We start from the raw sequence: 25,509 nt of genomic DNA, 5'->3' as shown, positions 1-25,509 counted from the left end.
GCGAAGAGGCCGGCGCAGGCTAACGATCAGCCACGGGCGTTGGCGATGATCTCGATGTACTCCGCCGCATTGCGCTGGTCAGCAATCTGCTCGACAAAGGTCTTGCCATGCTCGTCCTTGCCATCCAGGTCCAGCCCGGCCTCGACGAAGAAGCCGACAAAACGCTCGAAATCGTCGATGCGCAGGCCACGGTATGCCTTGACCAGCTTGTGCAGCGACGGCGAGGTCACGCCATCGGCCGGCTCGAACTGAAGGAACGCCTTGATATAGTCGTCACTGATCTCGTCACCGATTACCTGTTTCTTGTCTTTACGCATTGCCGACTCCAACTGGACCATCACGAAATTTCCAAGGTCGGCAGTGTACCCCCCGCAGCCCGGACGCCTCAACGCGTACGTACGGTCCCGGTGTGCAGGTCGGCCCAGACGTGGCCGTTGGCGTACGTGAGAAACTGCACATACAGGGTCTCGTTGCGCAGCAGGTCCATGATCACCCGGTAGTCGCTGACCGGGTAATTCAGGCTCAGGGTGCGGGTTTTCTCGTCGTACACAGGCTTCTTCAGGCTCTTGGCGGCCTCACCGTCGAAGGTCAGCAGCACCTGGGAAATGGTCGCGCCCTTGCTCAGCGGCTTGCCTTTGAGGCGTACCTGCAGCGACGAGGTGATCGGGATCGGCTGTTGGTCGGACTGGCGCTGGGTACCCACGACCACCGAGTAGTCGGTCACTTGCAGCAATTGCTGGCCGGTCGGCGCTTCCTGGCGCAGTGACTGGTCGTCAGGTGGCAGGAACTGGCTGTGCAGCGGTGCGGCGGCGAGTGGCAGGCTGATCGCCAGCAGGAGGGGAAGAAACGCACGCATGTGAGGCTCCTTGGATGAAGGAGCACTCTAGCATGGAGTGCCTGGGGCGTATGACCCTATCGCCCTGTAGGAGCCGGTACAGTCAACATCAATCGAACTGCGCGAGCATCCAGGACTGGTACTCGGCCACGCCTTCTTCACCTTCGCGCGGCGCCCAGTGCGCATGCTCGCCCTCGCCCACCGGCCGGTATGGGCCGGCCTTGCACTCGAACAGGATGCTGTCCGGCTCCAGCACCACCAGCCCATGGTAGGTGCCGGGCGCCAGGTCCACGCCGAGGCAGTCACCACCGGCCCGTAGCACGCGTTTGTCAGTCACCGCGCCCTGCTCATCGAAAATCAGCAGGCCCAGGCACCCCTTGAGCACGATCAGGGCCTCGGCCTTGTCGTCGCTGAGGTGGCGATGCGGCGGGATGTAGGTACTTGGTTGCAACCCGACCGCCATGCGGTGGCATGGCTCTTCCATCTCATGGAAATTGTGGTGCTGCCGCCCGCGCGGGTTGGCGGCAGCCCTTGCGGCCAGCCCGGCGAACAGCGACTGGTCGATGAACGCAGGCTGGCGCATGATCACAGCCCCTTTACGGCGAAGATGCCGTTGGCGTTGCGCCAGTAGCCTTTGTAGTCCATGCCGTAACCGAAGATGTAGCGGTCGACGCACGGCAGGCCCACGTAGTTGGCCTTGAGCTCCGGGCTGGCCTTGCGGTCATGGTCCTTGTCGATCAGTACCGCGGTGTGCACAGAGCGCGCCCCGGCATGCTTGCAGAACTCGATGATGGCGCTGAGGGTGTGGCCTTCGTCGAGGATGTCGTCAACGATCAGCACGTCACGGTCGATGAACGACACTTCCGGCTTGGCCTTCCAGAACAGCTCGCCGCCACTGGTCTGGTTGCGGTAGCGCGTGGCGTGCAGGTAGCTGGCTTCCAGCGGGAACTGCAGGTGGGTCAGCAGTTTGCCGGAGAAGATCAGGCCGCCGTTCATCACGCAGAACACCACCGGGTTCTTGTCGTGCAGGTCCTTGCAGATCTGCTCGCCGACTTTGGCGATGGCCGCTTCGACTTCGGCTTCGGTGTACAGGCAGTCAGCTTCCCGCATGACTTGACGGATATGCTCGAGATCGGCGGACATGGCGCTCTCCGGGGGGTGCATTTTGGAAAAGCGGGCAAAGGTACGCATCCGCTCGCCTCAGATCAAGCATTTATGGACTAACGTCCAGAATGACCAGACGACAGCACAGGCTGAATAGATTAATCTAGCGCGGTTTTTTTGCCCGCCTTTCGGAGCCCCCTATGCCTACTCGTGAGATCCGCCATCCGCTGATCCGCCACAAGCTCGGCCTGATGCGCCGTGCCGATATCAGCACCAAGAATTTTCGCGAACTTGCCCAGGAAGTCGGCGCGCTCCTGACCTACGAAGCCACCCAGGACCTGCCGCTCGAAACCTACGAGATCGAGGGCTGGTGCGGCAAGGTGCAAGTTGAAAAAATCGCCGGCAAGAAGATTACCGTGGTGCCGATCCTGCGCGCCGGTATCGGCATGCTCGACGGCGTGCTCAGCCTGATCCCGGGTGCCAAGGTCAGCGCCGTCGGCGTTGCCCGCAACGAGGAAACCCTCGAAGCCCACACCTACCTGGAAAAGCTCGCGCCGGACATCAACCAGCGCCTGGCCCTGATCATCGACCCGATGCTCGCTACCGGCGGCTCGATGGTCGCCACCATCGACCTGCTGAAGAAGGCCGGCTGCAAAGAAATCCGCGCCATGGTCCTGGTCGCCGCGCCAGAAGGCATCGAAGTAGTGGAAAAAGCCCACCCGGACGTGCAGATCTACACCGCCTCGATCGACCAGCGCCTGAACGAACACGGCTACATCGTGCCAGGCCTGGGCGATGCCGGTGACAAGATCTTCGGCACCAAGCAAAAGGACGCCTGATCATGCAGGACGGCTTCAACGACCCGCTCTGGCGCCAGGTCGTTTCGGGCGCGCAGATGCTCTTCGTGGCATTCGGCGCGCTGGTGCTGATGCCACTTATCACCGGCCTCGACCCGAACGTCGCGTTGTTCACCGCCGGCATCGGCACCCTGCTGTTCCAGCTGGTCACCGGCCGCCAGGTACCGGTGTTTCTGGCCTCGAGCTTTGCCTTCATCACTCCGATCATCCTCGCCAAGGGCCAGTTCGGCCTGGCCGAGACCATGGGCGGGGTGATGGCCGCAGGCTTCGTGTACACCTTCATGGGCCTGATGGTGAAAATCAAAGGCACCGGTTTCATCGACCGCATGCTGCCACCGGTGGTAATCGGCCCGGTGATCATCTCCATCGGCCTGGCCATGGCGCCGATTTCGCCGCCAACATGGCGATGGGCAAGGCCGGTGACGGCAGCGTGCTGGTGCCGTACACGACCGCCATGATGATCTCGATGCCGGCCCTGCTGACCACACTGATCGTCGCCGTGTTCGGCAAGGGCATCTTCCGCCTGGTACCGATCATTGCCGGCGTGCTGGTCGGCTTTGCCCTGTCGTTCGCCTTTGGCGTGGTCGATACCGCCAGGATCGCGGCAGCACCGTGGCTCGAGATCCCGAACTTCACCGCGCCGGCGTTCAACTGGCAGGCCATCCTGTTTATCGTCCCGGTTGCCCTGGCACCGGCGATCGAGCACATCGGCGGGGTGATCGCGGTCGGCAGCGTGACCGGCCGTGACTACCTGAAGAAGCCCGGCCTGCACCGCACCCTGCTGGGTGACGGCCTGGCCACAACCGCAGCCGGCCTGTTCGGCGGCCCGCCCAACACCACCTATGCCGAAGTTACCGGCGCGGTGATGCTGACCAAGAACTACAACCCGAAGATCATGACCTGGGCGGCGGTCTTCGCCATCACCCTGGCCTTCATCGGCAAGTTCGGCGCGCTGCTGCAGAGCATCCCGGTACCGGTGATGGGCGGCATCCTGTGCCTGTTGTTCGGCTCGATCGCGGCGGTGGGCATGAACACCATGATCCGCCACAAGATCGACCTGGCCGAAGCGCGCAACCTGGTGATCGTGTCGGTCACCCTGGTGTTCGGTATCGGCGGCGTGCTGATCGGCAGCGGTGACGGCCCGGATGACTGGGGCCTGAAGGGCATCGCCCTGTGTGCCATCGTGGCTATCGCCCTGAACCTGATCTTGCCGGGCAATGATGGCTGGAAGCACAAGAAGCTGGATGATCAGTTGCCTTGATCCTGCTTTAACCTGGTCTGGCCATTTCGCGGGCTTGCCCGCTCCCACAGGTACTCCACTGCCCTCTGGCATTGTGCAAAACCTGTGGGAGCGGGCAAGCCCGCGAAGAGGCCGGTACAGGCAACCTGAAAGTCAGGCTTTCTCGCACATCCCAGCCAGCGCTTTCACCCACTCCGGGTGATCATTCAGGCACGGCACCAGCACCAGCTCCCGCCCGCCAGCCTCGACGAACTGCTCGCTGCCGCGCATGCCGATCTCTTCCAGCGTCTCGATGCAATCGGCAACGAACGCAGGGCACATCACCAGCAACCGCTTCACTCCGGCCTCGGCCAGTTCGTCCAGCCGGGTTTCGGTGTAGGGTTCGATCCACTTGTCGCGCCCGAGCCGCGACTGGAACGATACCGACCACTTGCCGTCCGGTATGCCCAGCTTCTGCGCAAAAGCCTTGGCCGTGGCCAGACACTGCCCGCGATAACACACCGCACGCACCTCGGCACTGGCACCTTCGCAACAATCCGCCGCGCGCAGGTCATGCTTGCCGGTCGGGTAGAGCTTCTTCAGGTGCCGCTCCGGCAAACCATGAAAGCTCAGCAACAGGTGGTCGTAGTCCTGCTCCAGGTACGGCCGGGCGCTGGCCGCCAGCGCTTCGATGTAATCCGGGTGTTCGTAAAATGGTTGCAGCACGCGCATCTGCAACGGCAGCTGGCGTTCGCTTACCGTCTGTTTCGCCAGCTCCACCACAGTGGTCACCGTGCTGTCGGCGAACTGTGGGTACAGCGGCGCCAGGGTCACCTTGCGCACACCCTGTGCTACCAGACGCTCCAGCACCTCGGGCAAGGCCGGCTGGCCATAGCGCATGGCAATCTCCACCGGGCCATGGGGCCAGTATTCGACCATCGCCGCCTGCAAGCGACGGGTCAACACCACCAGCGGCGAACCCTCTTCCCACCAGATCGAGCCATAAGCATGCGCCGATTGCTCCGGGCGCTTGATCAGGATCAACGACACCAGCAGGCGCCGCAGCGGCCATGGCAGATCGACCACATAAGGGTCCATGAGGAACTGGTCGAGATAGCGGCGCACGTCGGCCACCGAGGTGGAGGCCGGGGAACCCAGGTTGACCAGCAGCAGGGCGTGATCGGTCATGCAGCGTCCTATGTCAGAGGCGGCTGGACAGGTTGTCCAGGGCCGATTGCAAATCGTTGAAGCGGAAGGTGAAGCCTGCCGCCAGCAAACGTACCGGGCGAGCGCGCTGGCCGCCGAGCAGCAGGGTCGACAGCTCGCCCAGCCCGGCCTTGAGCAGCAGTGCCGGCACAGGCAGCAACGCCGGCCGGTGCAAGGCGCGGCCCAGGCACCTGGCAAACTCGCGGTTGCGCACCGGCTCGGGGGCGCAGGCATTATAAGGACCGCTGGCATCCTTGTGCTGCAAGAGAAAATCAATCAGGGCGATCTGGTCGTCTATATGGACCCAGGGCATCCATTGCCGCCCGTCGCCCAAAGGCCCGCCCAGCCCCAGTTTGAAGGGCAGGCGCAGGCGCGACAAAAAGCCGCCATCACTGGCCAGCACCAACCCGGTACGTACCAGCACCACGCGAATGCCCTGGGCCTGGGAACGCAGAGCTGTCTCTTCCCAGGCGATGCACAGCTGGCTGGCGAAATCTTCGCGCACCGGCGGTGACGCCTCGGTCAGCTCGCGCTCGCCACCGTCGCCGTACCAGCCCACCGCAGAGCCAGAGATCAGCACTTGCGGGCGCTGTTCACGGGTACCCAACCAGGCCAGCAACTGCTCGGTGAGGGTGACGCGGCTGGCCCACAGCAGGTTGCGCCGGGCGGCTGTCCAGGGCCGGTCGGCAATCGGCGCGCCAGCCAGGTTGATCACTGCGTCCAGCTGATCATCCGCCTCCAGCTGCTCCAGGCGGGCGATGCCACGCACGCCGTTACCACATATTCTCGGCACCTGCTCAGGTCGCCGGCTCCATACCGTCAGGCGATGACCCTGGCCGAGCCAGTACTGGCACAGGTGCTTGCCAATCAATCCGGTGCCGCCTGTCAGCAATATATGCATGGCTGTGTCCTCGCAGAATGCGGCGGTGGTCTATTTTTAACATCAAGGCACTTTTTTGACCCGACGCTCTCGGATAAACATAGGCCAACCTGCCTGCCAACACGGAATATACTTATACAACATTTGAGCATTGTACAGGTTTGCCTGACAGCGTAGTCTGCTTACAGCAAGGTTTGAAGAGGCCATCATGACAGTACCTATTGCCATCATCGGGGCCGGTATCGCCGGCTTGTCAGCCGCCCAGGCCTTGCAGAAGGCCGGGCAATCCGTGCATTTGTTCGACAAAGGCCACGGCAGTGGCGGGCGCATGGCCAGCAAACGCAGCGAAGTCGGCGCGCTGGATCTCGGCGCTCAGTATTTCACCGCTCGTGACCGACGCTTCGTCGAGCAGGTACAACAGTGGGTTGCCGCTGGTTGGGCCGAGCAATGGAAGCCACAGCTGTACAACTACCGCGATGGTGAACTTAGCCCCTCCCCCGACGAGCAGACACGTTGGGTAGGCGTGCCGCGCATGAGCGCAATCACCCGCGGCCTGCTCAAGGACGTGACGGTCAACTTCGGCATGCCGCATCGCCGAGGTGTTCCGCGGCAAGCAGTACTGGCACCTGCAGGACACCGAAGGCTGCAGCCACGGCCCCTACAGCCGCGTGGTGATTGCCGTGCCGGCACCCCAGGCCACCCCGCTGCTGGCCTCTACGCCCAAGCTCGCTGCCGTGGCCGCCGGCGTGCAGATGGAACCCACCTGGGCCGTCGCCCTGGCCTTCGAGGCCGCGCTGGACACGCCGATGCAAGGCTGTTTCGTACAGGACAACCCGCTCGACTGGCTGGCGCGCAACCGCAGCAAGCCAGGGCGTGACGAGAAGTGCGACACGTGGGTACTGCACGCCACACCGGACTGGAGCCGGCAACACATCGATCTGCCCAAGGAAAAGGTAATCGAACAACTGTGGGGCGAATTTGCCGAACTGGTCGGCTGCGTGGTGCCGGCACCTGCTTTTGCCTTGGCCCACCGCTGGTTGTATGCACGCCCGAGCAGCAACCATGAATGGGGCGCGCTGGCCGATGCAGACCAAGGCTTGTACGCCTGCGGCGACTGGTGCCTGTCCGGCCGTGTCGAGGGCGCCTGGCTTAGTGGCCAAGAGGCAGCACGGCGGCTGCTCGAACACTTGGAATGATGGTTATACAAAAAAACAGGTTTGCATAAGTTCCAGGCTGTGCTGGAATAAACTTGTACAAGTTTCGACGTGCGTACAAGTTTATGGAGGCAGCCATGCACGACCCATCCGCCCACAGCAAGCCGCGCATCGCCATCAGCGCCTGCCTGACCGGGCACAGCGTGCGCTATAACGGCGGCCACAAGGCCTCTGATCTGTGCCGCACGCAGCTCGAGGAACACTTCGACTGGTTGCCGGTGTGCCCGGAGGTGGCCATCGGCCTTGGCGTACCTCGCGACCCGATCCGCCTGGTGGGCGACCCCGAGCAACCGGAAGTGGTCGGCACACGCAACCCGGGCATGGACCTGACCGGCCCACTGCGCACCTACGGCGAGCAGATGGCCGGCGAACTGGACGGCATCTGCGGCTACATCTTCATGCAGAAATCGCCGTCCTGCGGCCTGGAGCGGGTCAAGGTCTACCAGAGCAATGGCCACCCGGCCATCAATGGCGGGCGTGGCGCCTATGCCCAGGCATTCTGCGCCCGCCGCCCGGACCTGCCGGTGGAAGAAGAAGGCCGTCTGCACGACCCGGTCCTGCGCGAGAACTTTATCAGCCGCGTGTACGCCTACGCTGACTGGCAACGCCTGCTGGCCGAGGGCCTGAGCCGGGGTGCCCTGGTGCAATTCCACTCGCGTTACAAATACCTGCTGATGGCCAACAACCCCCAGGCCTATCGCACCCTGGGGCGTTTGCTTGGCAGCATGAATCGGGATGACGACCCGCAGAGTATCGGCCCGCGCTATTTCAGCCAGCTGATGCAGGCCCTGCGCCGCTGCGCCAGCCGTGGCACCCATGGCAACGTGCTGCAGCACCTGAGTGGCTACTTCAAAGAAGCCCTGACCCCACAGGACAAAGCCGAGCTGCAGGCCATCATCAACCAGTACCGGCAAGGTGTGGTGCCGCTGGTGGTACCGCTGACCCTGCTCAAGCACCATCTGCGCAAGCACCCCGACCCGTATTTGCAGCAGCAGGCTTACCTGCAGCCACACCCCGAAAACCTGGGGCTGCGCAATGCTGTCTGAGATCCTGCTGCCCATCGGCGAACTGGCCCGCCGCACCGGCGTCAACCCGGTCACCTTGCGCGCCTGGGAGCGACGCTACGGCTTGCTCAAGCCCCAGCGTACGGCGAAGGGACATCGCCTGTATCCGCTGGACCAGGTCGAGCGCGTCGAGGCGATCCTCGCCTGGCTGCAGCGTGGCGCTTCGGTCGGCCAGGTCCGCGAGCTACTGGACAAACCTCCCACTACGCCGCCCAGAGGCGACTGGCAGACCCGGCAGTTCCAGTTGGTCGACGCCATCGCCAACCTGTCGCAGCGCGCCCTCGACCAACAGCTCAACCAGGCCATGGCGCTGTACCCGGCCGTAACCCTGTGCGAGCAATTGTTGTTGCCGCTGCTGGACATACTCGAACTGCGCTGGCGCAACTACTTCAATGCCCGGGTGGAACAGGCTTTTTTCCACACCTGGCTGCGGAGCAAGCTGGGGGCCCGGGTTTATCACGACAACCAGTTGCTGCAAGGCCCGCCGGTGTTGCTGGCCGATGACCACGAGCGCGGGTTCAACCCGGACCTGTGGCTTTGCGCCTGGCTGTTGACCAACAACGGTATTGCGGTCGAAGTGCTGGAGCACCCTATCGCCGGCGCCCAGGTCAGCCATGCGGCCATTGCCCTCAAGGCCCGCGCGATTGTCCTGCACCTGGGGCCGCGCATCGATGCAAAGGCACTGCAGCGCACCTTGGGCAATGTGTCGCTACCCATCCTCCTGGGTGGTTCAACACTGGCGATGCACGAAGCCCAACTGCGCAACCTCGACCATCCCGACCTCTCGCTCTTCGATACCCCACAGGCAGCCTTGCGGTTGCTTCAGCGCAACGACCGGCCACCTGCGGCAATGGACCCATCATGCAATTGACCTGGCTGCGCAGCGACCTGCGCATCGACGACAACACCGCCCTCAGCGCCGCCAGCGAGCGCGGTCCTACCTTGGCCCTGTGGCTGGTCAGCCCTGGGCAATGGCGGGCTCATGACGACGCCGCCTGCAAAGTCGACTTCTGGCTGCGCAACCTGCGCGACCTGCGCCAGTCGCTGGAGCGCCTGAACATCCCCCTGCTGATCCGCAGGATCGACACCTGGGACCAGGCCCCACAGGCCGTGCTCGACGTCTGCCGCCAGCATCAGGTGCAAAGCGTGCACTGGAACGAGGAGTACGGCATCCACGAGCAACGCCGCGACGACACCACCCGCGCGCTGCTGGAAAGGTCGGCCATCCAGGCCCACAGCCATCTCGACCAGCTGCTGTTCCGCCCGGGCACCATCCTTACCCGCAGCGGCGACTACTTCCAGGTGTTCAGCCAGTTCAAGAAGAGCTGCCTGGAGCACCTGCACCGCGGCCTCCCTGCCCTGGCCCACCGGGTAAAACGCCAGGCACCGCTGCAAGTCAGCAGCGACCCGATCCCCGAGCACGTGGACGGCTTCGAAAAACCTGAGCAAGCCCTGCGCGACCACTGGCCGGCCGGCGAAGCCGAAGCTCAGGCGCGGCTGACCCGTTTTCTCGACGAAACCATCGACGACTACCAACAGCTGCGTGACTTGCCTGCCAGGCCCGGCACCAGCCAGCTCTCCGCCTATCTGGCCGCCGGCGTGATCTCGCCACGCCAGTGTCTGCATGGCGCCCTGGCGAGCAATCGCGGCGAGTTCGACAGCGGCAGCAGCGGCGTGCAAACCTGGATCAACGAGCTACTCTGGCGCGAGTTCTACAAACACATCCTGACCGGTTATCCACAGGTCTCGCGCCACCGCGCCTTCCGCGCCCAGACCGAAGCCCTGCCTTGGCGCGATGCACCGGCCGACCTCGAAGCCTGGGAACAGGGCCGTACCGGCTTCCCGATCATCGATGCAGCCATGCGCCAACTGCTGAACACCGGTTGGATGCACAACCGCCTGCGCATGATCGTGGCCATGTTCCTCACCAAGAACCTGCTGATCGACTGGCGCAAGGGCGAACGGCATTTCATGCGCCACCTGATAGACGGCGACTTGGCCGCCAACAACGGTGGCTGGCAGTGGAGCGCGTCCACTGGAACTGACGCAGTGCCCTATTTCCGTATTTTCAACCCGGTTACACAGTCGCAGCGTTTCGACCCGCAGGGGCGTTTCATTCGCCACTGGCTGCCGGAGTTGCAGGGAATGGATGAAAAAGCCATTCATCTTCCCGTAAGATCAGCCGATCTTTTTGTCAGACAGTCCTACTACAGTCCAATCGTCGATCTCGACAGCAGTCGCCAGCGCGCACTGGAGGCATTCAAGGGCCTCCCGCGCCAGCAGGATCAGAGGGCGCTATCTTGAATAATGCACGCAGTATCTGGGTAACGGGCGCCGGCAATGGACTAGGCCTGGCACTGGTGGAAGCGTTGCTCGCTGGAGGGCACCGGGTAGCGGCCAGCGGCAAACACAGCGAGGCACTGGATGCCTTGGCGGCGCGTTATGGCAGCCAATTGTTGCGCTTGCCCTGGCAGCTGCATGAAGAACAGCAGGCGGCCCAGGCCAGCCAGCAGATATGCCATGCCTGGTGCGCGCTGGACGGCTTGATCATCAACGCCGGCACCAGCGATTACCTGGCGGACGACGTGGCGGACAGCGAGTTGTTCGAGGCGATCGTCACTGGCAACCAGTTGGCCGGCGAGCATTGCCTGGCCAATGCGCTGCCGTTGCTGGCGAAGGGCGACTCACCGCAGGTGATGGCGGTGTTCAACCGTCATTCGGCGTTGCAGTTGTATGCGCCGACGCAGGTGACTGCGGGTTGGAACAGCATGCCGCAATGGATGCGCGAGCAGCGTCAGGCGTTGAAGGCTCAGGGGGTTGAGCTGACGGTGGTGGGCCCCCAGTCGTTAAAGACACCTGTCACGCCGGCGCAGGCAATACTGGAAGCGTGGACGCCGCAGAGTGCGGCCGAAGAGCTGCTGCGGCGCTGGCCGCAGGGGGAGCCGGAGCTGGTGCTGGAGGCTCTGGATCTCAGTAGCCTGTGGCCGTTGATGCGATAGCATCTGAAATCGGCATCGGCTTCTTCGCGGGTAAACCCGCTCCCACAGTACTCCCTGCACCTTGAGTCCAGTTGTGTACCTGTGGGAGCGGGTTCACCCGCGAAGAGGCCGGCCCAGGAGAGCTCAGAGCGCCATGCGGTAATGCAGGCTATAGCTCTCCACCCCATCGTTGGGCTGCTTGATGCCCGCGTTGGAATAGTGAATCGCCCGCACGCCAATCTCATGCCCACCGGCAAAGCGCAGACCGAAGCCGATGCGGTCCTCGAACTGGAATGCCGAGCCCAGCTCGTTGTCTTCCAGCTCGGTGCTGGAGAATGCCGCCACACCGATCCCCGCCTCTATGTAAGGCTTCACCGACTCCCCGGCAAACTCGTAAACGAACACCGGAGCAAACGACAGGCTGTGGTTGCTTGCAGTCTCGTCACCGTCCCAATAGGTGTAGGCCCCATCCCAGTAGCCCGTCAGGCGCCCGACGCTGGTCTGCCACCAGCTCGCTTCCCAATTCGATTGCAGCCCCAACCGGTAGACCATGGTCGAGTCGCCGGTCTGCCCAACCGAAAACGAAACGTCGGCAGCCTGCGCCGACAGCGAGTGCCCCAGGGTGAAGGCGGCAGCCGCCGCCAAGCCAAGCAGCTTCTTCATGAGCAACATCCTTCTTTGCTGTTATTAGTGTCCGCCTCATCTCAGGCAAGGCGGTAGAAAACGGCAGTGGCACGATAGTTCAGCTTCATTTCACGTTTTTTTCACAGTGAAAAGCTTTGCACACTGTCCGACTTATGCCACAGCAGGGGCAGGATATTTCTGAGAGATTGTGGATCTCCACTGGTCCACAAGCGGGTATCCCGGGCCGGGCCTTCGGCCAGCAGGTTTTGCGTGCCCAGCAGCCGCTGCAGCTGGCGGGCCACCGCGGCGCCGGTGTCGATGATGGCCACATCGGCTGGCACCATGCAGGCCAGCAATGGGCGCAGGAAGGGGTAATGGGTGCAGCCGAGAATCAGCGTGTCGCAGCCAGCGGCCAGCAACGGCTGCACATAACCTTGTAACAACTGGCGCAGCGCCGGGCTGCCCAGGTCGCCGGTCTCGATCAGGTCGACCAGCCCCGGGCAAGGTTGCGTAATGACCTGTACATCGCTGGCAAAGCGGTCGAGCAGCGCGGCGAACTTGGCGCTCTGCAGGGTACCGGTGGTGGCCAGCACACCGACCACGCCCGAGCGCGTGGCGGCAGCCGCAGGCTTCACCGCCGGCTCCATGCCCACCAGCGGCCAGGTCGGATACAACTCCCGCAGGTCGGCCACTGCCGCCACCGTTTGGCGGTATTGCAGGCCAGTACCATGGCCTTGGCGCCCTGCTCATGGAAGAACCCAGCAATGCGCCGGAGACGCTCACGGATATAGTCCTGCGACTTCTCGCCGTAGGGTATGTGGCCGCAATCGGCCACGTACAGCAGCGTCTCGTTGGGCAACAGGCGCTGGATCTCGGCTAGCACCGACAAGCCGCCGACCCCGGAGTCCATCACGCCAACCGGCGCCGAACGCTCAGCCATCGCGCTTGCCACAGACTGCACAGGCCGGGTCGCGCTTGACCCGCAATTCGCGGATACGCGTGCCGAGCGCATCGATCAATAGCAGGCGGCCCACCAGCGGCTCGCCGAACCCGGCCAGCAGCTTCATCGCCTCCAGCGCCTGCAGGCTACCCACCAGCCCCACCAGCGGGCCGATAACGCCGGCTTCGCTGCAGGTCAGTTCGGCTTCGCTGCCATGACCGTACAGGCAGTGGTAGCAAGGGCTGTAGTCACGCCGTGGGTCGAACACCGACAACTGCCCTTCCAGGCGGATCGCCGCACCGCTGACCAGCGGCTTGCCTGCCGCGACACAGGCGGCGTTGACCGCCTCGCGGGTAGCGAAATTGTCAGAGCAGTCCAGCACCAGGTCGACCGCTGCCACAGCGGCCGCCAGCGAGTCCTCGTCCAGGGCCTGGCGATGGGCAACCAGACTGATTTCCGGGTTGATCGCCTGCAAGCGCTGCAAGGCCGAGTCGACCTTGCTCATGCCAACGCTGGCACTGTCGTGCATCACCTGGCGTTGCAGGTTGGTCAGGTCGACGGTGTCGAAGTCAGCCAGGTGCAGCTCACCTACCCCGGCAGCGGCCAGGTACAAGGCGACCGGCGAGCCAAGGCCGCCGAGGCCTACGATCAGCGCTTTGCTCTGCTTGAGCCGCAACTGGCCGTCGATGTCGATCTGGGCCAGCAATACCTGCCGGCTGTAACGCAACAGTTCCTGATCACTCAGCATGGCAGGCGCCCCAGGGTAATGCGTTCATGGCCACCCAGATCCGTGCGGCTGGCGACCTCGATGAAACCTTGTTCAGTCAGCAAGGCGCGCACCGCCGCAGCCTGATCGTAGCCGTGTTCCAGCAGCAACCAGCCACCCTGCACCAGGTGGGCGGGAGCCTGTGCGGCAATTTCGCGCAGGTCGTCCAGGCCATCGGCACCGGCCACCAGCGCGCTGCTGGGCTCGAAGCGCACATCACCGGCGACCAGGTGCGGGTCTGCGGCGGCGATGTAGGGCGGGTTGCTGACAATCAGGTCGAAACGCTCGCCGGCCAGGCTGTCGAACCAGTGGCTGAGCCGTACCTGGACGTTCGCCAGGCCCAGCCGCTGGCGATTGCGCTCTGCCAGGGCGACGGCCTCCTCGACCCGGTCCACTGCGCTCACCTGCCAGGCCGGACGATCGCTGGCCAGTGCCAGGGCAATCGCGCCGGTGCCGGTACCCAGGTCAAGGACCTTGGCCGGCGTGGCAGGTTGCAGCTCAAGGGCGGCTTCGACCAGCAGCTCGGTATCCGGCCGCGGGATCAGGGTATGCGGCGCCACTTCCAGGTCGATCTTCCAGAAGCCCTGCAGCCCGAGAATGTAGGCGACCGGCTCGCCGCCACGGCGACGTTGCAGGTAGCCGGCATAAGTCTCGGCATCTTCGCTGCTGACGATGCGCTCGGGCCAGGTGTGCAGGTAGCTGCGCGATTTGCCGATGGCCGCGGCCAACAGCAGCTCGGCATCCAGCCGCTCGGTGGGCGATTCTGGCAACTGCGCGTTGCGCAGCAGGCTGGCGATGATGGTCATCAGTCCCCCAGGGCGGCCAGTTGATCGGCCTGGTATTCGGCCAGCAGCGGTTCGATCACCGCGTCCACGCCGCCGGCGAGGATGTCGTCCAACGAGTACAAGGTCAGGTTGATACGGTGGTCGGTCACCCGCCCCTGTGGATAATTGTACGTGCGAATACGCTCGGAACGGTCACCGGAGCCGACCAGCAGCTTGCGCTCGGTGGCGATGGCATTCTGCGCGGCGCTGGTCTGCATGTCGTTGAGCTTGGCCGACAGCCAGGACATGGCGCGGGCACGGTTCTTGTGCTGCGAGCGCTCTTCCTGGCATTCGACCACGATACCGGTAGGCAAGTGGGTGATCCGGATCGCCGAGTCGGTCTTGTTGACGTGCTGGCCGCCGGCACCGGATGCGCGATAGGTGTCTACGCGCAGGTCGGCCGGGTTGATCTCGATGGCCGCCTGTTCGTCCGGCTCGGGCAGTACCGCCACGGTGCACGCGGAGGTGTGGATACGGCCTTGGGATTCGGTCTCGGGCACGCGCTGTACGCGGTGCGCGCCGGACTCGAACTTGAGCTTGCCGTACACGCTTTCACCCTCGACGCGGGCGATGATTTCCTTGTAGCCGCCGTGCTCGCCTTCGTTCTCGGAGAGGATTTCCAGGCGCCAGCCGCGCTTTTCGGCGTACCGCGAATACATGCGGAACAGGTCGCCGGAGAAGATCGCCGCCTCATCGCCACCGGTGCCGGCGCGAATTTCGAGGAACACGTTGCGACCGTCGTTGGGGTCCTTGGGCAACAGCATGCGTTGCAGCTGCGACTCCAGCGTCAGCAATTGTTCCTTGGCTTCACGCACTTCTTCCACGGCCATTTCGCGCAGGTCCGGGTCACTGTCCTTGAGCAGCGCCTGGGCACCTTCGAGGTCGTCCTGGACTTTGCGCCACTCTCTATAAGCAGCGTAGACCGGCTCGACTTCGGCGTATTCACGGGAATAGGCGCGAAAGCGCGTCTGGTCGGAAATGACCTCGGCATCACCGAGCAGTGCGGTGAGTTCTTCGAAGCGGTCCTGGAGGATTTCCAGTTTGTTCAGCAGCGACGCTTTCATTGCGGGGATTTGTCCGTCGAGCCCTCGTTGAGGGCAAAGAGTTCCTGGGCCATGGCCAGCGCATCGAGGCGGCCCTCGGCCGAGAGCCTTTTCAATTGCACACTGGGCGCATGCAGGAGTTTGTTGGTCAGCCCCCGGGCCAGTTGGGCCAGTACCTCTTCGGGGTTGCCGCCGTTGGCCAGCAGGCGCTGGGCCTTTTGCAGTTCTTCGTCGCGCAGGCGCTCGCTTTGCTGGCGATAGGCCTTGAGCACATCCACCGCAGCCAGCTCGCGCAGGCGCAGCATGAAGTCTTCGGCACCCACCGACACCAGCTCTTCGGCGGCCTGGGCTGCGCCCTGGCGGCTCTTGAGGTTTTCCGCCACCACGTCGTGCAGGTCATCGACAGTGTACAGGTAGACGTCGTCCAGTTCGCCGACTTCGGTTTCGATATCGCGCGGTACGGCAATGTCGACCATGAAAATCGGCTTGTGCCGGCGCTGCTTCAGCGCGCTCTCGACCGCGCCCTTGCCGAGGATCGGCAGCTGGCTGGCGGTGGAGCTGATAACGATGTCGCTGTTGGCCAGTTCCTGGGGGATGTCGGCCAGCAGTACCGCGTGCGCACCGAACTGCTCGGCCAGGATGCTGGCCCGCTCCAGGGTACGGTTGGCCACGACGATGCGGCGCACGCCCTGCTCATGCAGGTGGCGGGCGACCAGGGTGATGGTTTCGCCGGCGCCGATCAGCAGGGCCTGGCTACGGCCCAGGTCGCTGAAGATCTGCTTGGCCAGGCTGACCGCGGCAAACGCCACCGACACCGGGTTTTCGCCGATGGCCGTGTCGGTGCGCACCTGCTTGGCGGCGCTGAAGGTGGCCTGGAACAGGCGCCCGAGCAACGGGCCGACGGTGCCGGCCTCGCGCGCCACGGCGTAGGCGGACTTCATCTGGCCGAGAATCTGCGGCTCGCCGAGCACCAGCGAGTCCAGGCCCGAGGCCACCCGCATCATGTGCTTCACCGCCTCGTGCTCTTCGTGCACGTAAGCGCTGGCGCGCAGCTCGTCCAGGCTGAGGCGGTGATAGTCGGCCAGCCATTGCAGCACGGCATCGGCGGACAGGTGGTCCTGCTCGATGTAGAGCTCACTACGGTTGCAGGTCGACAGGATCGCCGCCTCGCGGCTGGATGTCAGTCGGCAGAGCTGCTGCAGGGCGTCTACCAGCTGCTCTGGGGTAAACGCCACGCGCTCGCGTACGTCTACCGAGGCAGTCTTATGGTTGATACCAAGTGCAAGAAAGGCCATGCAAGGTCGCTGGTTGTGACGGGAAGCCGATAATTGTCCTCTTTCGCAGGTTTCAGGACAACCACCGTTCGCTATTGCGCTGATAGCGCTGCGGCTATCGCCGGCTCCAGGCCAGCATCAGCGGCAATTTCAGCTCACACCCCCGCTTTTGATCTGGCTTTTGATCTTGATCTTGATCTTGATCTTGATCTTGATCTTGATCTTGATCTTGATCTTGATCTTGATCTTGATCTTGATCTTGATCTTGATCTTCGCGACTTCAGGAGGCCGAGCAGAGGTCTTGCGGAGGGAGGTGACGGGCATGGATGCCCGTCAAGCGCTGAGGCCCCATGGATGGGGCCTGCAGCGCGTACTCCCGGGAGCAAGACCGGCGCGAGGGAACCCCGGAGCGCAGCGTAGGGGCCGGATGATGGGAGCGCAGCGTTTTTTGGTTACTTTTTGCCGCGTTTGGCAAAAAGTGACTCGCCGTAAGGGCGAAAAGGTGAGTATGCGTCGCCATCGTAAATGGACAATGCGCGATATCAAGACCATTACTTTTCCGCTCTTCGCTCTTCGCTTTCAAGCGTGGGCATCAACAACAAGGTCAACATTCATTTTCAAAGGTGGCGCTTAATCACCTTTCCGCCCTTACGGCGGGTCCCTTTTTGTCGTGGCAAAAAGGAACCAAAAACCGTCGGCTCCCATCATCCGGCCCCTACGCTGCGCTCCGGGGTTCCCTCGCTACGGGCCTGCTCCCGGGAGTACGCGCTGCAGGCCCCATCCATGGGGCCTCAGCGCTTGACGGGCATCCATGCCCGTCACCTCCCTCCGCAGTCCCTTCGCTCGGCCTCCTGAAGTCGCAATCTGCGGCGCCTGAACTATCGCGCGCTTAGAAGCAAGAGCAAGAGCAAGAGCAAGAGCAAGAATCCTGTGTTCGGGGCGCCGCGGCAGGCTCTGCGACGAACCACGCGCGCGCAGCGCGGTCTGCATGACCGAAGCGCAGCTTCACACCTTCGCAGGTGGGTTTGCCCCCGCGCTTGTGTCATCATGCTCCGACCGCCGGTGAGTCCTTCTTAAGCCTCCTTATGAACAAACCATACGCATTGCTGCTTGCCTTCGCCCTGCTCCAGGGCTGCCAGAGCCTGGTCCCGCAAAAGGCCGAGCCTCCCGTCGCCGAGGCCGGCAAGAGCGAGGCGGAAAAGCCCGTGGTGTATGGCTCGTTCAAGCAGGACACGCTCTATAGCCTGCTGGTGGCGGAGCTGGCCGGCCAGCGCAACCGTTTCGACATCGCCCTGGCCAATTACACCGACCAGGCCGCGAAAACCCAGGACCCAGGGGTTTCCGAACGCGCCTACCGCATTGCCGAATACCTCGGTGCCGACGAACCGGCACTGGACAACGCGCTGGTCTGGGCCCGCAACGACCCGCAGAACCTCGACGCCCAGCGCGCAGCAGCCATCCAGCTGGCCCGGGCTGGCCGCTATGACGACTCCATGGCGTACATGGAAAAGGTCCTGCAGGGCCAGGGCGACACCCATTTCGATTTCCTCGCCCTGTCCGCCGCCGAAACCGACCAGAGCACCCGTGACGGCCTGCTGCAAAGCTTCGAGCGCCTGTTGGTGAAATACCCGAACAACAGCCAGCTGGTGTTCGGCAAGGCCCTGCTGCTGAACCAGGACGGCAAGGCCGAAGAAGCCTTGGAGCTGCTCGAGTCGCACCCGCCGCAAAACGGCGAAATCGCCCCGATCCTGCTGCGCGCGCGCCTGCTGCAAGCCCTGGACCGTGGCCCGGAGGCCCTGCCATTGCTGCGCGGGGCGATTCGCGACAACCCCGACGACAAACGCTTGCGCCTGACCTACGCCCGCACCCTGGTCGAACAGGACCGCATCGCCGACGCCAAGGGCGAGTTCCTCAGCCTGGTACAGCAATACCCCGAGGATGACGAGCTGCGCTATTCGCTGGCCCTGGTGTGCCTGGAAAACAAGGACTGGGATGAAGCCGAGGGCTACCTGCAGGAACTGATCGAACGCGACAGCAACGTAGACGCCGCACACCTGAACCTGGGCCGCATCCGCGAGGAGCGCCACGACCCTGCAGGCGCCCTGCGTGAATACGCCCTGGTCGGACCGGGCCCCGACTACCTGCCGGCGCAACTGCGCCAGGCCGACATCCTGATCGCCAACGGCCGTGGTACCGAAGCCTCGCGCCTGCTCGCCGACGCCCGCGAAGCCCAGCCGGACTACGCCATCCAGCTGTTCCTGATCGAATCGGAAAGCTACAGCAACAACAACAAGGACGCCCAGGCCAGCCAGGTGCTGCAACAAGCCATCCAGCGCTACCCGGACGACCTCAACCTGCTGTACACCCGCGCCATGCTGGCCGAAAAGCGTGACGACCTGGCACAGATGGAAAAAGACCTGCGTGCTATCATCACCCGCGAGCCGGAAAACGCCATGGCCCTGAACGCCCTCGGCTACACCCTGGCCGACCGCACCACCCGCTACAGCGAAGCCAAGGCGCTGATCGACAAGGCCCACCAGCTGACCCCGGACGATCCGGCGGTACTCGACAGCCTGGGCTGGGTCAATTACCGCCTGGGTAACCTCGACGAGGCTGAAACCTACCTGCGCAAGGCTTTTGCCAGCTTCCCCGACCACGAAGTGGCCGCCCACCTGGGCGAAGTGCTGTGGACCAACGGCAAGCGCCGCGAAGCCCGCCAGGTCTGGGCCAAGGGCTTCGAAGCCCAGGCCGACAGCCCCATCCTGCGCAAGACCCTCCTGCGCCTGACCGGATCCGAGACCCTCTAACGCCATGTTCCTGCGCCATTGCATTACCTTCACCCTGATCGCCCTGCTGGCCGGCTGTGCCGGCTTCGGTAGCCGCGAGGCCCTGCAGGGCCACGGCGACCCGCAGCAGTGGCGCGCCCATAAAGAGCAGCTGAGCAGCCTCGACGGCTGGCAGATCAACGGCAAGGTCGGCATCCGTGCCCCGCGCGACTCCGGCAGCGGCACGCTGTTCTGGCTGCAACGCCAGGACTACTACGACATCCGCCTGGCCGGCCCGCTGGGCCGTGGTGCCGCACGCCTGACCGGGCGCCCCGGCAGCGTGGTACTGGAAGTGGCCAACCAGGGCCGCTACGAGGCCCCCAGCCCAGAAGCCCTGCTGGAAGAACAACTGGGCTGGCAGTTGCCGGTCTCGCACCTGGTCTGGTGGGTGCGCGGCCTGCCCGCCCCCGACAGCAAGAGCAAGCTGACCCTGGACGGCGACAGCCGCCTGGCCAGCCTCGACCAGGATGGCTGGCAGGTGCAGTACCTGAGCTACACGGAACAGAACGGTTACTGGTTGCCCGAGCGCCTCAAGCTGCACGGCAAGGACCTCGATGTGACCCTGGTGGTCAAGGACTGGCAGCCGCGCCAGCTGGGGCACTGATACATGCAATCTCTCACCCTGCCCGCCCCGGCCAAGCTCAACCTGTGGCTGCACATCATCGGCCGCCGCGCGGACGGCTATCACGAGCTGGAAACCGTGTTCCAGTTTCTCGACCACGGCGACGAACTGAGCTTCGCCGTGCGTGACGACGGCGTGATCCGCCTGCATACCGAGATCGAAGCGGTGCCGCACGACAGCAACCTGATCGTGCGTGCCGCGCGCAAGCTGCAGGAGCAATCCGGCACGACGCTGGGCGCCGATATCTGGCTGAGCAAGGTGCTGCCCATGGGCGGCGGCATCGGCGGCGGCAGCTCGGATGCCGCCACTACCCTGTTGGCCCTCGCCCACCTGTGGCAACTGGACTGGGATGAAGACCGCCTGGCCGCACTGGGCCTGAGCCTGGGCGCCGATGTACCGGTATTCGTGCGCGGCCACGCGGCATTCGCCCAGGGCGTGGGTGAACAACTGACCCCGGTCGACCCGGAAGAGCCGTGGTATGTCGTGCTGGTGCCGCAAGTGTCTGTCAGCACAGTAGAAATTTTTTCACATCCGCAGTTGACACGTGATTCACTCCCCCTTAAGATGCGCCCCGTTCCCGAGGGAAACAGTCGAAATGACTGCCAACCGGTGGTAGAGCAGAGTTACCCGGAAGTTCGCAATGCGTTGAATTCACTGGGTAAATTCACTGAGGCTCGACTGACCGGTACTGGAAGTTGTGTGTTTGGGGCCTTCCCAAGCAAAGCCGAAGCTGATAAAGTTCTGGCCCTTCTTTCAGCGACCCAAACAGGGTTTGTGGCGAAAGGAAGCAACGTTTCGATGTTGCATCGCAAGCTGCAAAGTCTGGTCAAGAAGTCGAGCGCATAAGCGTTCGCAGCAACAGATACAGGGGCGTCGCCAAGCGGTAAGGCAGCAGGTTTTGATCCTGCCATGCGTTGGTTCGAATCCAGCCGCCCCTGCCATTTTCCTTATACTCATCCAGGTTACCCTCAGCCTTCAGGTACTGCGCGTGTCCAAGATGATGGTCTTTACGGGGAATGCCAACCCCGATCTGGCTCGGCGTGTCGTACGTCAGCTGCATATCCCTCTCGGTGACGTCTCTGTCGGTAAATTCTCCGACGGCGAGATCAGCACTGAGATCAATGAGAATGTCCGCGGTAAAGACGTCTTCATTATTCAGCCGACCTGCGCCCCGACCAACGATAACCTGATGGAACTGGTAGTGATGGCCGACGCCTTCCGCCGCTCCTCAGCATCCCGAATCACCGCCGTGATTCCTTACTTCGGATACGCCCGCCAGGACCGCCGTCCGCGTTCGGCACGTGTAGCCATCAGCGCCAAAGTCGTCGCTGACATGCTCACTGTCGTAGGTATCGACCGTGTACTCACCGTCGACCTGCACGCTGACCAGATCCAGGGTTTCTTCGATATCCCGGTCGACAACATCTACGGCTCGCCCGTACTGGTCGACGATATCGAAGACCAGCGTTTCGAGAACCTGATGATCGTCTCCCCGGACATCGGTGGTGTCGTGCGCGCACGTGCCGTCGCCAAGTCCCTGGGCGTCGACCTGGGTATCATCGATAAACGCCGTGAGAAGGCTAACCACTCCGAGGTCATGCACATCATCGGCGACGTCGAAGGGCGCACCTGCATCCTGGTAGACGACATGGTCGACACCGCCGGCACCCTGTGCCACGCGGCCAAAGCCCTGAAAGAACACGGCGCTGCCAAGGTTTACGCCTACTGCACGCACCCTGTCCTGTCGGGCCGCGCGATCGAGAACATCGAGAAGTCGGTACTGGACGAGCTGGTGGTGACCAACACCGTTCCGCTGTCCGCCGCTGCTCAAGCCTGTGACCGTATCCGCCAGCTGGATATCGCACCGGTTGTCGCTGAAGCGGTGCGCCGCATCAGCAACGAAGAATCGATCAGCGCGATGTTCCGCTAAGCGGAACACACGCTGACGAAAAGCGCCCCGCCCCAACACTGGTTGTTGGGGCGGGGCTTTTTTGCCATCCCCGTTGGCGCTGGTCGCAAACGCCCTCGGGGGGCTACTTTGGAGAAACAAAATGACCGAATTCACTCTGAACGCCCAAGCGCGTACTGACCTGGGGAAAGGTGCGAGCCGCCGCCTGCGTCACTCCGCGAACATCCCAGCCGTTGTCTACGGTGGTAACCAGGACGCCCAGTCCCTGACCATCCTGGCCAAGGAAATCACCAAGCTGTTCGAAAACGAGGCTGCCTTCAGCCACGTTCTGGAACTGAACGTCGACGGCGCCAAGCAAAACGTCGTGGTCAAGGCCCTGCAGCGCCACCCGGCCAAAGGTTTCATCATGCACGCCGACTTCGTTCGCGTCGTTGCTGGCCAGAAACTGACCGCCAAGGTACCGGTTCACTTCATCAACGAAGAAGCCCCGGTCAAGAAAGGCGGCGAGATCTCCCACGTAGAAGCCGAGATCGAAGTTTCCTGCGAAGCCAAAGACCTGCCTGAGTTCATCGAAGTCGACCTGGCCAACGCTGAAATCGGCACCATCATCCACCTGTCGGACCTGAAAGCTCCGAAAGGCGTAGAGTTCGTAGCTCTGGCCCACGGTGATGACAAAGCTGTTGCCAACGTTCACGCTCCACGCGTTGCTCCAGAAGCAGAAGGCGCTGCCGAGTAATCCACTCGCGCGCCGGCGTTGATCGGGTTACAGTGCCGCGCGCCCTGTAACCCACCAACTCCAAGGAAGAGCCCCTGACGTGACCGCCATCCAGTTGATCGTCGGCCTGGGTAACCCCGGCCCCGAATACGAACAGACCCGGCATAACGCAGGGGCTCTTTTCGTTGAACGCATTGCCAGCGCCCAGCGCGTCTCGTTGACCGCTGACCGCAAGTATTTCGGCCTGACGGCTAAATTCAGCCATCAGGGCAACGACGTTCGTCTGCTCATCCCCACCACCTACATGAACCGCAGCGGCCAGTCCGTGGCGGCCTTGGCCAATTTCTTCCGCATCAAGCCGGAAGCGATCCTGGTGGCGCATGACGAACTCGACCTGCCCCCGGGCGTCGCCAAGCTCAAGCGCGGCGGTGGCCATGGTGGGCACAACGGCCTGCGCGACATCATCGCGCAGCTCGGCAACCAGAACGACTTCCACCGCCTGCGGCTTGGCATCGGCCACCCGGGCGACGCCAAACTGGTCTCCAACTTCGTCCTGGGCCGCGCGCCGCGCGCCGAGCAGGAGAAGCTCGACGCCAGCATCGATTTTGCCCTCGGCGTGCTGCCGGACGTGCTTGCCGGCGACTTCGCCAAGGCGATGCGCGAGCTGCACAGCCAGAAGGCCTGATTTCCTTTAGAGAGGGGAATACCCATGGGTTTCAATTGCGGCATCGTCGGCCTGCCCAACGTCGGCAAGTCCACCCTGTTCAACGCCCTGACCAAGTCTGGCATCGCGGCGGAGAACTTCCCCTTCTGCACCATCGAGCCTAACAGCGGCATCGTGCCGATGCCCGATGCGCGCTTGAATGCACTGGCTGAAATCGTCAAGCCAAACCGCATCCTGCCGACCACCATGGAGTTCGTCGACATCGCCGGCCTGGTGGCTGGTGCCTCGAAAGGCGAAGGCCTGGGCAACAAGTTCCTCGCCAACATCCGCGAGACCGACGCCATTGCTCACGTGGTGCGCTGCTTCGAAGACGAGAACGTGATCCACGTTTCCAACAGCGTCGACCCCAAGCGCGACATCGAGATCATCGACCTCGAGCTGATCTTCGCCGACCTCGACAGCTGCGAGAAGCAACTGCAGAAGGTTGCCCGCAACGCCAAGGGCGGCGACAAGGAAGCCCTGGCGCAGAAGGCGATCCTTGAACAGCTGATCCCGCACTTCACCGAAGGCAAGCCTGCGCGCAGCCTGATGAAGAACATGAGCGCCGAAGACAAGGCGGTCATTCGCGGCTTCCACCTGCTGACCAGCAAGCCGGTGATGTACATTGCCAACGTCGCCGAAGATGGCTTCGACAACAACCCGCACCTGGACGTGGTCAAGGCCATCGCCGAGGAAGAAGGCGCGGTAGTGGTGCCAGTGTGCAACAAGATCGAAGCGGAAATCGCCGAACTGGAAGACGGTGAAGAGAAGGACATGTTCCTCGAGGCCCTGGGCCTGGAAGAGCCTGGCCTGAACCGCGTTATCCGTGCCGGTTACGAGCTGCTGAACCTGCAGACCTACTTCACTGCCGGCGTACAGGAAGTACGCGCCTGGACCGTACGCGTCGGTGCCACCGCTCCGCAGGCTGCCGGCGTGATCCACACTGACTTCGAAAAAGGCTTCATCCGCGCTGAAGTGGTGGCCTATGACGACTTCATCCAGTTCAAGGGTGAGAGCGGTGCCAAGGAAGCCGGTAAATGGCGCCTGGAAGGCAAGGACTACATCGTCAAGGACGGTGACGTGATGCACTTCCGCTTCAACGTCTAAGCGCCAGCCTGCAGTCCCCACTAACCCCTTGAGGCAAACGCCTCAAGGGGTTTTGTTTTTTCTGGCTTTTGGCGAGCGGTACGCGCACCCTGTGTGGGGCTTTGGCTGACCCTACGGGTCAGCGTTGCCTGCCGTGTTGCTGATCAATCCAAGGAAGAACAATGAAAGAACACCAGTACGAGGTTCAGGTTACCTGGACCGGTAATAAAGGCATCGGCACCTCCAATTACACCGCTTACGCCCGCGACTTCAACGTCGAATCCGCGGGCAAAGCTACCCTGGAAGGCTCGGCCGACCCGGCATTTCGCGGTGACCCGCAGCGCTGGAATCCGGAAGACATGCTGGTGGCCTCACTAGCGGCGTGCCACAAACTCTGGTACCTGCATCTGTGCGCGGTGAACGAGGTAAATGTGCTGGCATACGTCGACAGGCCCTTGGGGCGCATGGTGGAAGGCGACTCCCAGGGCAAAGGGCGCTTTACCCATGTGCAACTGCGCCCGCGGGTGACTATCAGTGCCGACTCGGATCATGAAGTTGCCCTGCGTTTGCATGAAGATGCGCACCGTGAGTGCTTCATTGCCAACTCGGTGAATTTCCCGGTTGAGTGCGCGGCGGTGGTAACGGTCGCCTAGAAGATTTGAGATTGTCGGGGCTGCTTCGCAGCCCATCGCGACACAAGGCCGCTTCCAAAGTACAGCGCCAATCCATCAGTGAGCGGGGTTCCTGCAGAAACGGCCTTGTGTCGCGACAGGGCCGCAAAGCGGCCCCGGAATTCAGCATCTAAGCTGTGATTCAGCACC

25 protein-coding genes, 1 tRNA gene and 3 pseudogenes are annotated in these 25,509 nt (G+C 63.2%); 16 read left to right on the top strand and 13 right to left on the bottom strand.

The genetic code is table 11. From position 1 onward, the window contains the following. Positions 1–26: 26 nt before the first annotated feature. The 4 genes from QIY50_14760 to QIY50_14745 all read right to left on the bottom strand — a co-directional run bounded on the left by QIY50_14760 (position 27) and on the right by QIY50_14745 (position 1,978). Positions 27–317, bottom strand: a complete 291-nt coding sequence (locus tag QIY50_14760; protein ID WGV18716.1) for a PA4642 family protein — start codon at positions 315–317, stop codon at positions 27–29. Positions 318–385: 68 nt separating this feature from the next. Next, positions 386–856 carry a hypothetical protein gene (locus tag QIY50_14755; GenBank protein WGV18715.1) on the bottom strand — a complete coding sequence of 157 codons (471 nt, stop codon included), beginning with the start codon at positions 854–856 and terminating at the stop codon, positions 386–388. An 88-nt stretch (positions 857–944) separates the two neighbouring features. Then, positions 945–1,418 carry a WbuC family cupin fold metalloprotein gene (locus tag QIY50_14750; GenBank protein WGV18714.1) on the bottom strand — a complete coding sequence of 158 codons (474 nt, stop codon included), beginning with the start codon at positions 1,416–1,418 and terminating at the stop codon, positions 945–947. Between the two features lie 2 nt (positions 1,419–1,420). Next, positions 1,421–1,978, bottom strand: coding sequence for a hypoxanthine-guanine phosphoribosyltransferase (locus tag QIY50_14745; protein ID WGV18713.1), 558 nt, complete (start codon positions 1,976–1,978; stop codon positions 1,421–1,423). Between the two features lie 161 nt (positions 1,979–2,139). Between QIY50_14745 and upp the strand changes: the two genes are divergently transcribed. After that, on the top strand, positions 2,140–2,778 hold the full coding sequence (gene upp / locus QIY50_14740) for a uracil phosphoribosyltransferase (GenBank protein ID WGV18712.1): 639 nt from the start codon (positions 2,140–2,142) through the stop codon (positions 2,776–2,778). A gap of 2 nt (positions 2,779–2,780) precedes the next feature. Beyond that, positions 2,781–4,057 (top strand): annotated as a pseudogene (locus QIY50_14735) (uracil-xanthine permease family protein). 132 nt (positions 4,058–4,189) lie between these two features. Here QIY50_14735 and hemH read toward each other — a convergent pair. Beyond that, a complete protein-coding gene (gene hemH / locus QIY50_14730) occupies positions 4,190–5,203 on the bottom strand; it encodes a ferrochelatase (protein WGV18711.1) in 1,014 nt (337 codons plus the stop codon). Between the two features lie 13 nt (positions 5,204–5,216). Further along, positions 5,217–6,122 carry a TIGR01777 family oxidoreductase gene (locus QIY50_14725; protein ID WGV18710.1) on the bottom strand — a complete coding sequence of 302 codons (906 nt, stop codon included), beginning with the start codon at positions 6,120–6,122 and terminating at the stop codon, positions 5,217–5,219. Between the two features lie 187 nt (positions 6,123–6,309). Here QIY50_14725 and QIY50_14720 point away from each other — a divergent pair. The 5 genes and pseudogenes from QIY50_14720 (at position 6,310) to QIY50_14700 (ending at position 11,378) form a co-directional block, all read left to right on the top strand. Next, positions 6,310–7,297: pseudogene (locus tag QIY50_14720) on the top strand (NAD(P)/FAD-dependent oxidoreductase). Positions 7,298–7,392: 95 nt separating this feature from the next. Continuing rightward, positions 7,393–8,361, top strand: a complete 969-nt coding sequence (locus tag QIY50_14715; GenBank protein ID WGV18709.1) for a DUF523 and DUF1722 domain-containing protein — start codon at positions 7,393–7,395, stop codon at positions 8,359–8,361. After that, entirely contained in the window at positions 8,351–9,250 is a 900-nt protein-coding gene (locus QIY50_14710) for a MerR family transcriptional regulator (protein ID WGV18708.1), read from the top strand. Before QIY50_14715 ends, QIY50_14710 begins: the two co-directional genes overlap by 11 nt. Then, positions 9,241–10,683 carry a deoxyribodipyrimidine photo-lyase gene (phrB, locus tag QIY50_14705; GenBank protein WGV18707.1) on the top strand — a complete coding sequence of 481 codons (1,443 nt, stop codon included), beginning with the start codon at positions 9,241–9,243 and terminating at the stop codon, positions 10,681–10,683. Before QIY50_14710 ends, phrB begins: the two co-directional genes overlap by 10 nt. Further along, positions 10,680–11,378, top strand: coding sequence for an SDR family oxidoreductase (locus QIY50_14700; protein WGV18706.1), 699 nt, complete (start codon positions 10,680–10,682; stop codon positions 11,376–11,378). The genes phrB and QIY50_14700 overlap by 4 nt, the downstream gene beginning before the upstream one ends. A 123-nt stretch (positions 11,379–11,501) precedes the next feature. Here the strand turns inward: QIY50_14700 and QIY50_14695 are convergent, their stop codons facing one another. The 7 genes and pseudogenes from QIY50_14695 to QIY50_14665 form a co-directional block, all read right to left on the bottom strand. Beyond that, positions 11,502–12,020: an acyloxyacyl hydrolase gene (locus QIY50_14695; GenBank protein WGV18705.1), complete on the bottom strand. Its 519-nt coding sequence runs from the start codon at positions 12,018–12,020 to the stop codon at positions 11,502–11,504. A 101-nt stretch (positions 12,021–12,121) separates the two neighbouring features. Further along, positions 12,122–12,921, bottom strand: a pseudogene (gene murI / locus QIY50_14690) (glutamate racemase). Beyond that, positions 12,914–13,669: a molybdopterin-synthase adenylyltransferase MoeB gene (locus QIY50_14685; GenBank protein ID WGV18704.1), complete on the bottom strand. Its 756-nt coding sequence runs from the start codon at positions 13,667–13,669 to the stop codon at positions 12,914–12,916. Before QIY50_14685 ends, murI begins: the two are co-directional and overlap by 8 nt. Continuing rightward, entirely contained in the window at positions 13,663–14,493 is an 831-nt protein-coding gene (gene prmC, locus QIY50_14680; protein ID WGV18703.1) for a peptide chain release factor N(5)-glutamine methyltransferase, read from the bottom strand. The genes QIY50_14685 and prmC overlap by 7 nt, the downstream gene beginning before the upstream one ends. After that, on the bottom strand, positions 14,493–15,575 hold the full coding sequence (gene prfA, locus QIY50_14675; GenBank protein ID WGV18702.1) for a peptide chain release factor 1: 1,083 nt from the start codon (positions 15,573–15,575) through the stop codon (positions 14,493–14,495). Before prfA ends, prmC begins: the two co-directional genes overlap by 1 nt. Further along, positions 15,572–16,849, bottom strand: a complete 1,278-nt coding sequence (hemA, locus tag QIY50_14670) for a glutamyl-tRNA reductase (GenBank protein ID WGV18701.1) — start codon at positions 16,847–16,849, stop codon at positions 15,572–15,574. The genes prfA and hemA overlap by 4 nt, the downstream gene beginning before the upstream one ends. 129 nt (positions 16,850–16,978) lie before the next feature. Continuing rightward, positions 16,979–17,152, bottom strand: coding sequence for a hypothetical protein (locus QIY50_14665; GenBank protein ID WGV18700.1), 174 nt, complete (start codon positions 17,150–17,152; stop codon positions 16,979–16,981). A gap of 761 nt (positions 17,153–17,913) precedes the next feature. Between QIY50_14665 and QIY50_14660 the strand changes: the two genes are divergently transcribed. The 9 genes from QIY50_14660 (at position 17,914) to QIY50_14620 (ending at position 25,341) form a co-directional block, all read left to right on the top strand. Next, on the top strand, positions 17,914–19,635 hold the full coding sequence (locus tag QIY50_14660; protein ID WGV18699.1) for a tetratricopeptide repeat protein: 1,722 nt from the start codon (positions 17,914–17,916) through the stop codon (positions 19,633–19,635). 4 nt (positions 19,636–19,639) lie between these two features. Continuing rightward, on the top strand, positions 19,640–20,257 hold the full coding sequence (gene lolB, locus QIY50_14655) for a lipoprotein insertase outer membrane protein LolB (protein ID WGV18698.1): 618 nt from the start codon (positions 19,640–19,642) through the stop codon (positions 20,255–20,257). Between the two features lie 3 nt (positions 20,258–20,260). Continuing rightward, entirely contained in the window at positions 20,261–21,121 is an 861-nt protein-coding gene (gene ispE, locus QIY50_14650) for a 4-(cytidine 5'-diphospho)-2-C-methyl-D-erythritol kinase (GenBank protein ID WGV18697.1), read from the top strand. 20 nt (positions 21,122–21,141) lie between these two features. Further along, positions 21,142–21,216, top strand: a tRNA-Gln gene (locus QIY50_14645). A gap of 47 nt (positions 21,217–21,263) precedes the next feature. Then, positions 21,264–22,205, top strand: a complete 942-nt coding sequence (locus tag QIY50_14640) for a ribose-phosphate pyrophosphokinase (protein WGV18696.1) — start codon at positions 21,264–21,266, stop codon at positions 22,203–22,205. 121 nt (positions 22,206–22,326) lie between these two features. Beyond that, entirely contained in the window at positions 22,327–22,920 is a 594-nt protein-coding gene (locus QIY50_14635; GenBank protein ID WGV18695.1) for a 50S ribosomal protein L25/general stress protein Ctc, read from the top strand. A 79-nt stretch (positions 22,921–22,999) separates the two neighbouring features. Continuing rightward, positions 23,000–23,584 (top strand): aminoacyl-tRNA hydrolase, encoded by a 585-nt coding sequence (gene pth / locus QIY50_14630; GenBank protein WGV18694.1) that lies wholly within the window; start codon positions 23,000–23,002, stop codon positions 23,582–23,584. Positions 23,585–23,608: 24 nt separating this feature from the next. Next, positions 23,609–24,709 (top strand): redox-regulated ATPase YchF, encoded by a 1,101-nt coding sequence (gene ychF / locus QIY50_14625; GenBank protein WGV18693.1) that lies wholly within the window; start codon positions 23,609–23,611, stop codon positions 24,707–24,709. Positions 24,710–24,870: 161 nt separating this feature from the next. Then, on the top strand, positions 24,871–25,341 hold the full coding sequence (locus tag QIY50_14620; GenBank protein ID WGV18692.1) for an OsmC family protein: 471 nt from the start codon (positions 24,871–24,873) through the stop codon (positions 25,339–25,341). The last annotated feature ends 168 nt before the right edge of the window (positions 25,342–25,509 follow it).

This window comes from Pseudomonas putida (assembly GCA_029953615.1).
Classification (GTDB): Bacteria; Pseudomonadota; Gammaproteobacteria; order Pseudomonadales; family Pseudomonadaceae; genus Aquipseudomonas.
Note: the sequence above shows the minus strand (reverse complement) of the source record. Positions and strands in the feature narration are given on the sequence as shown.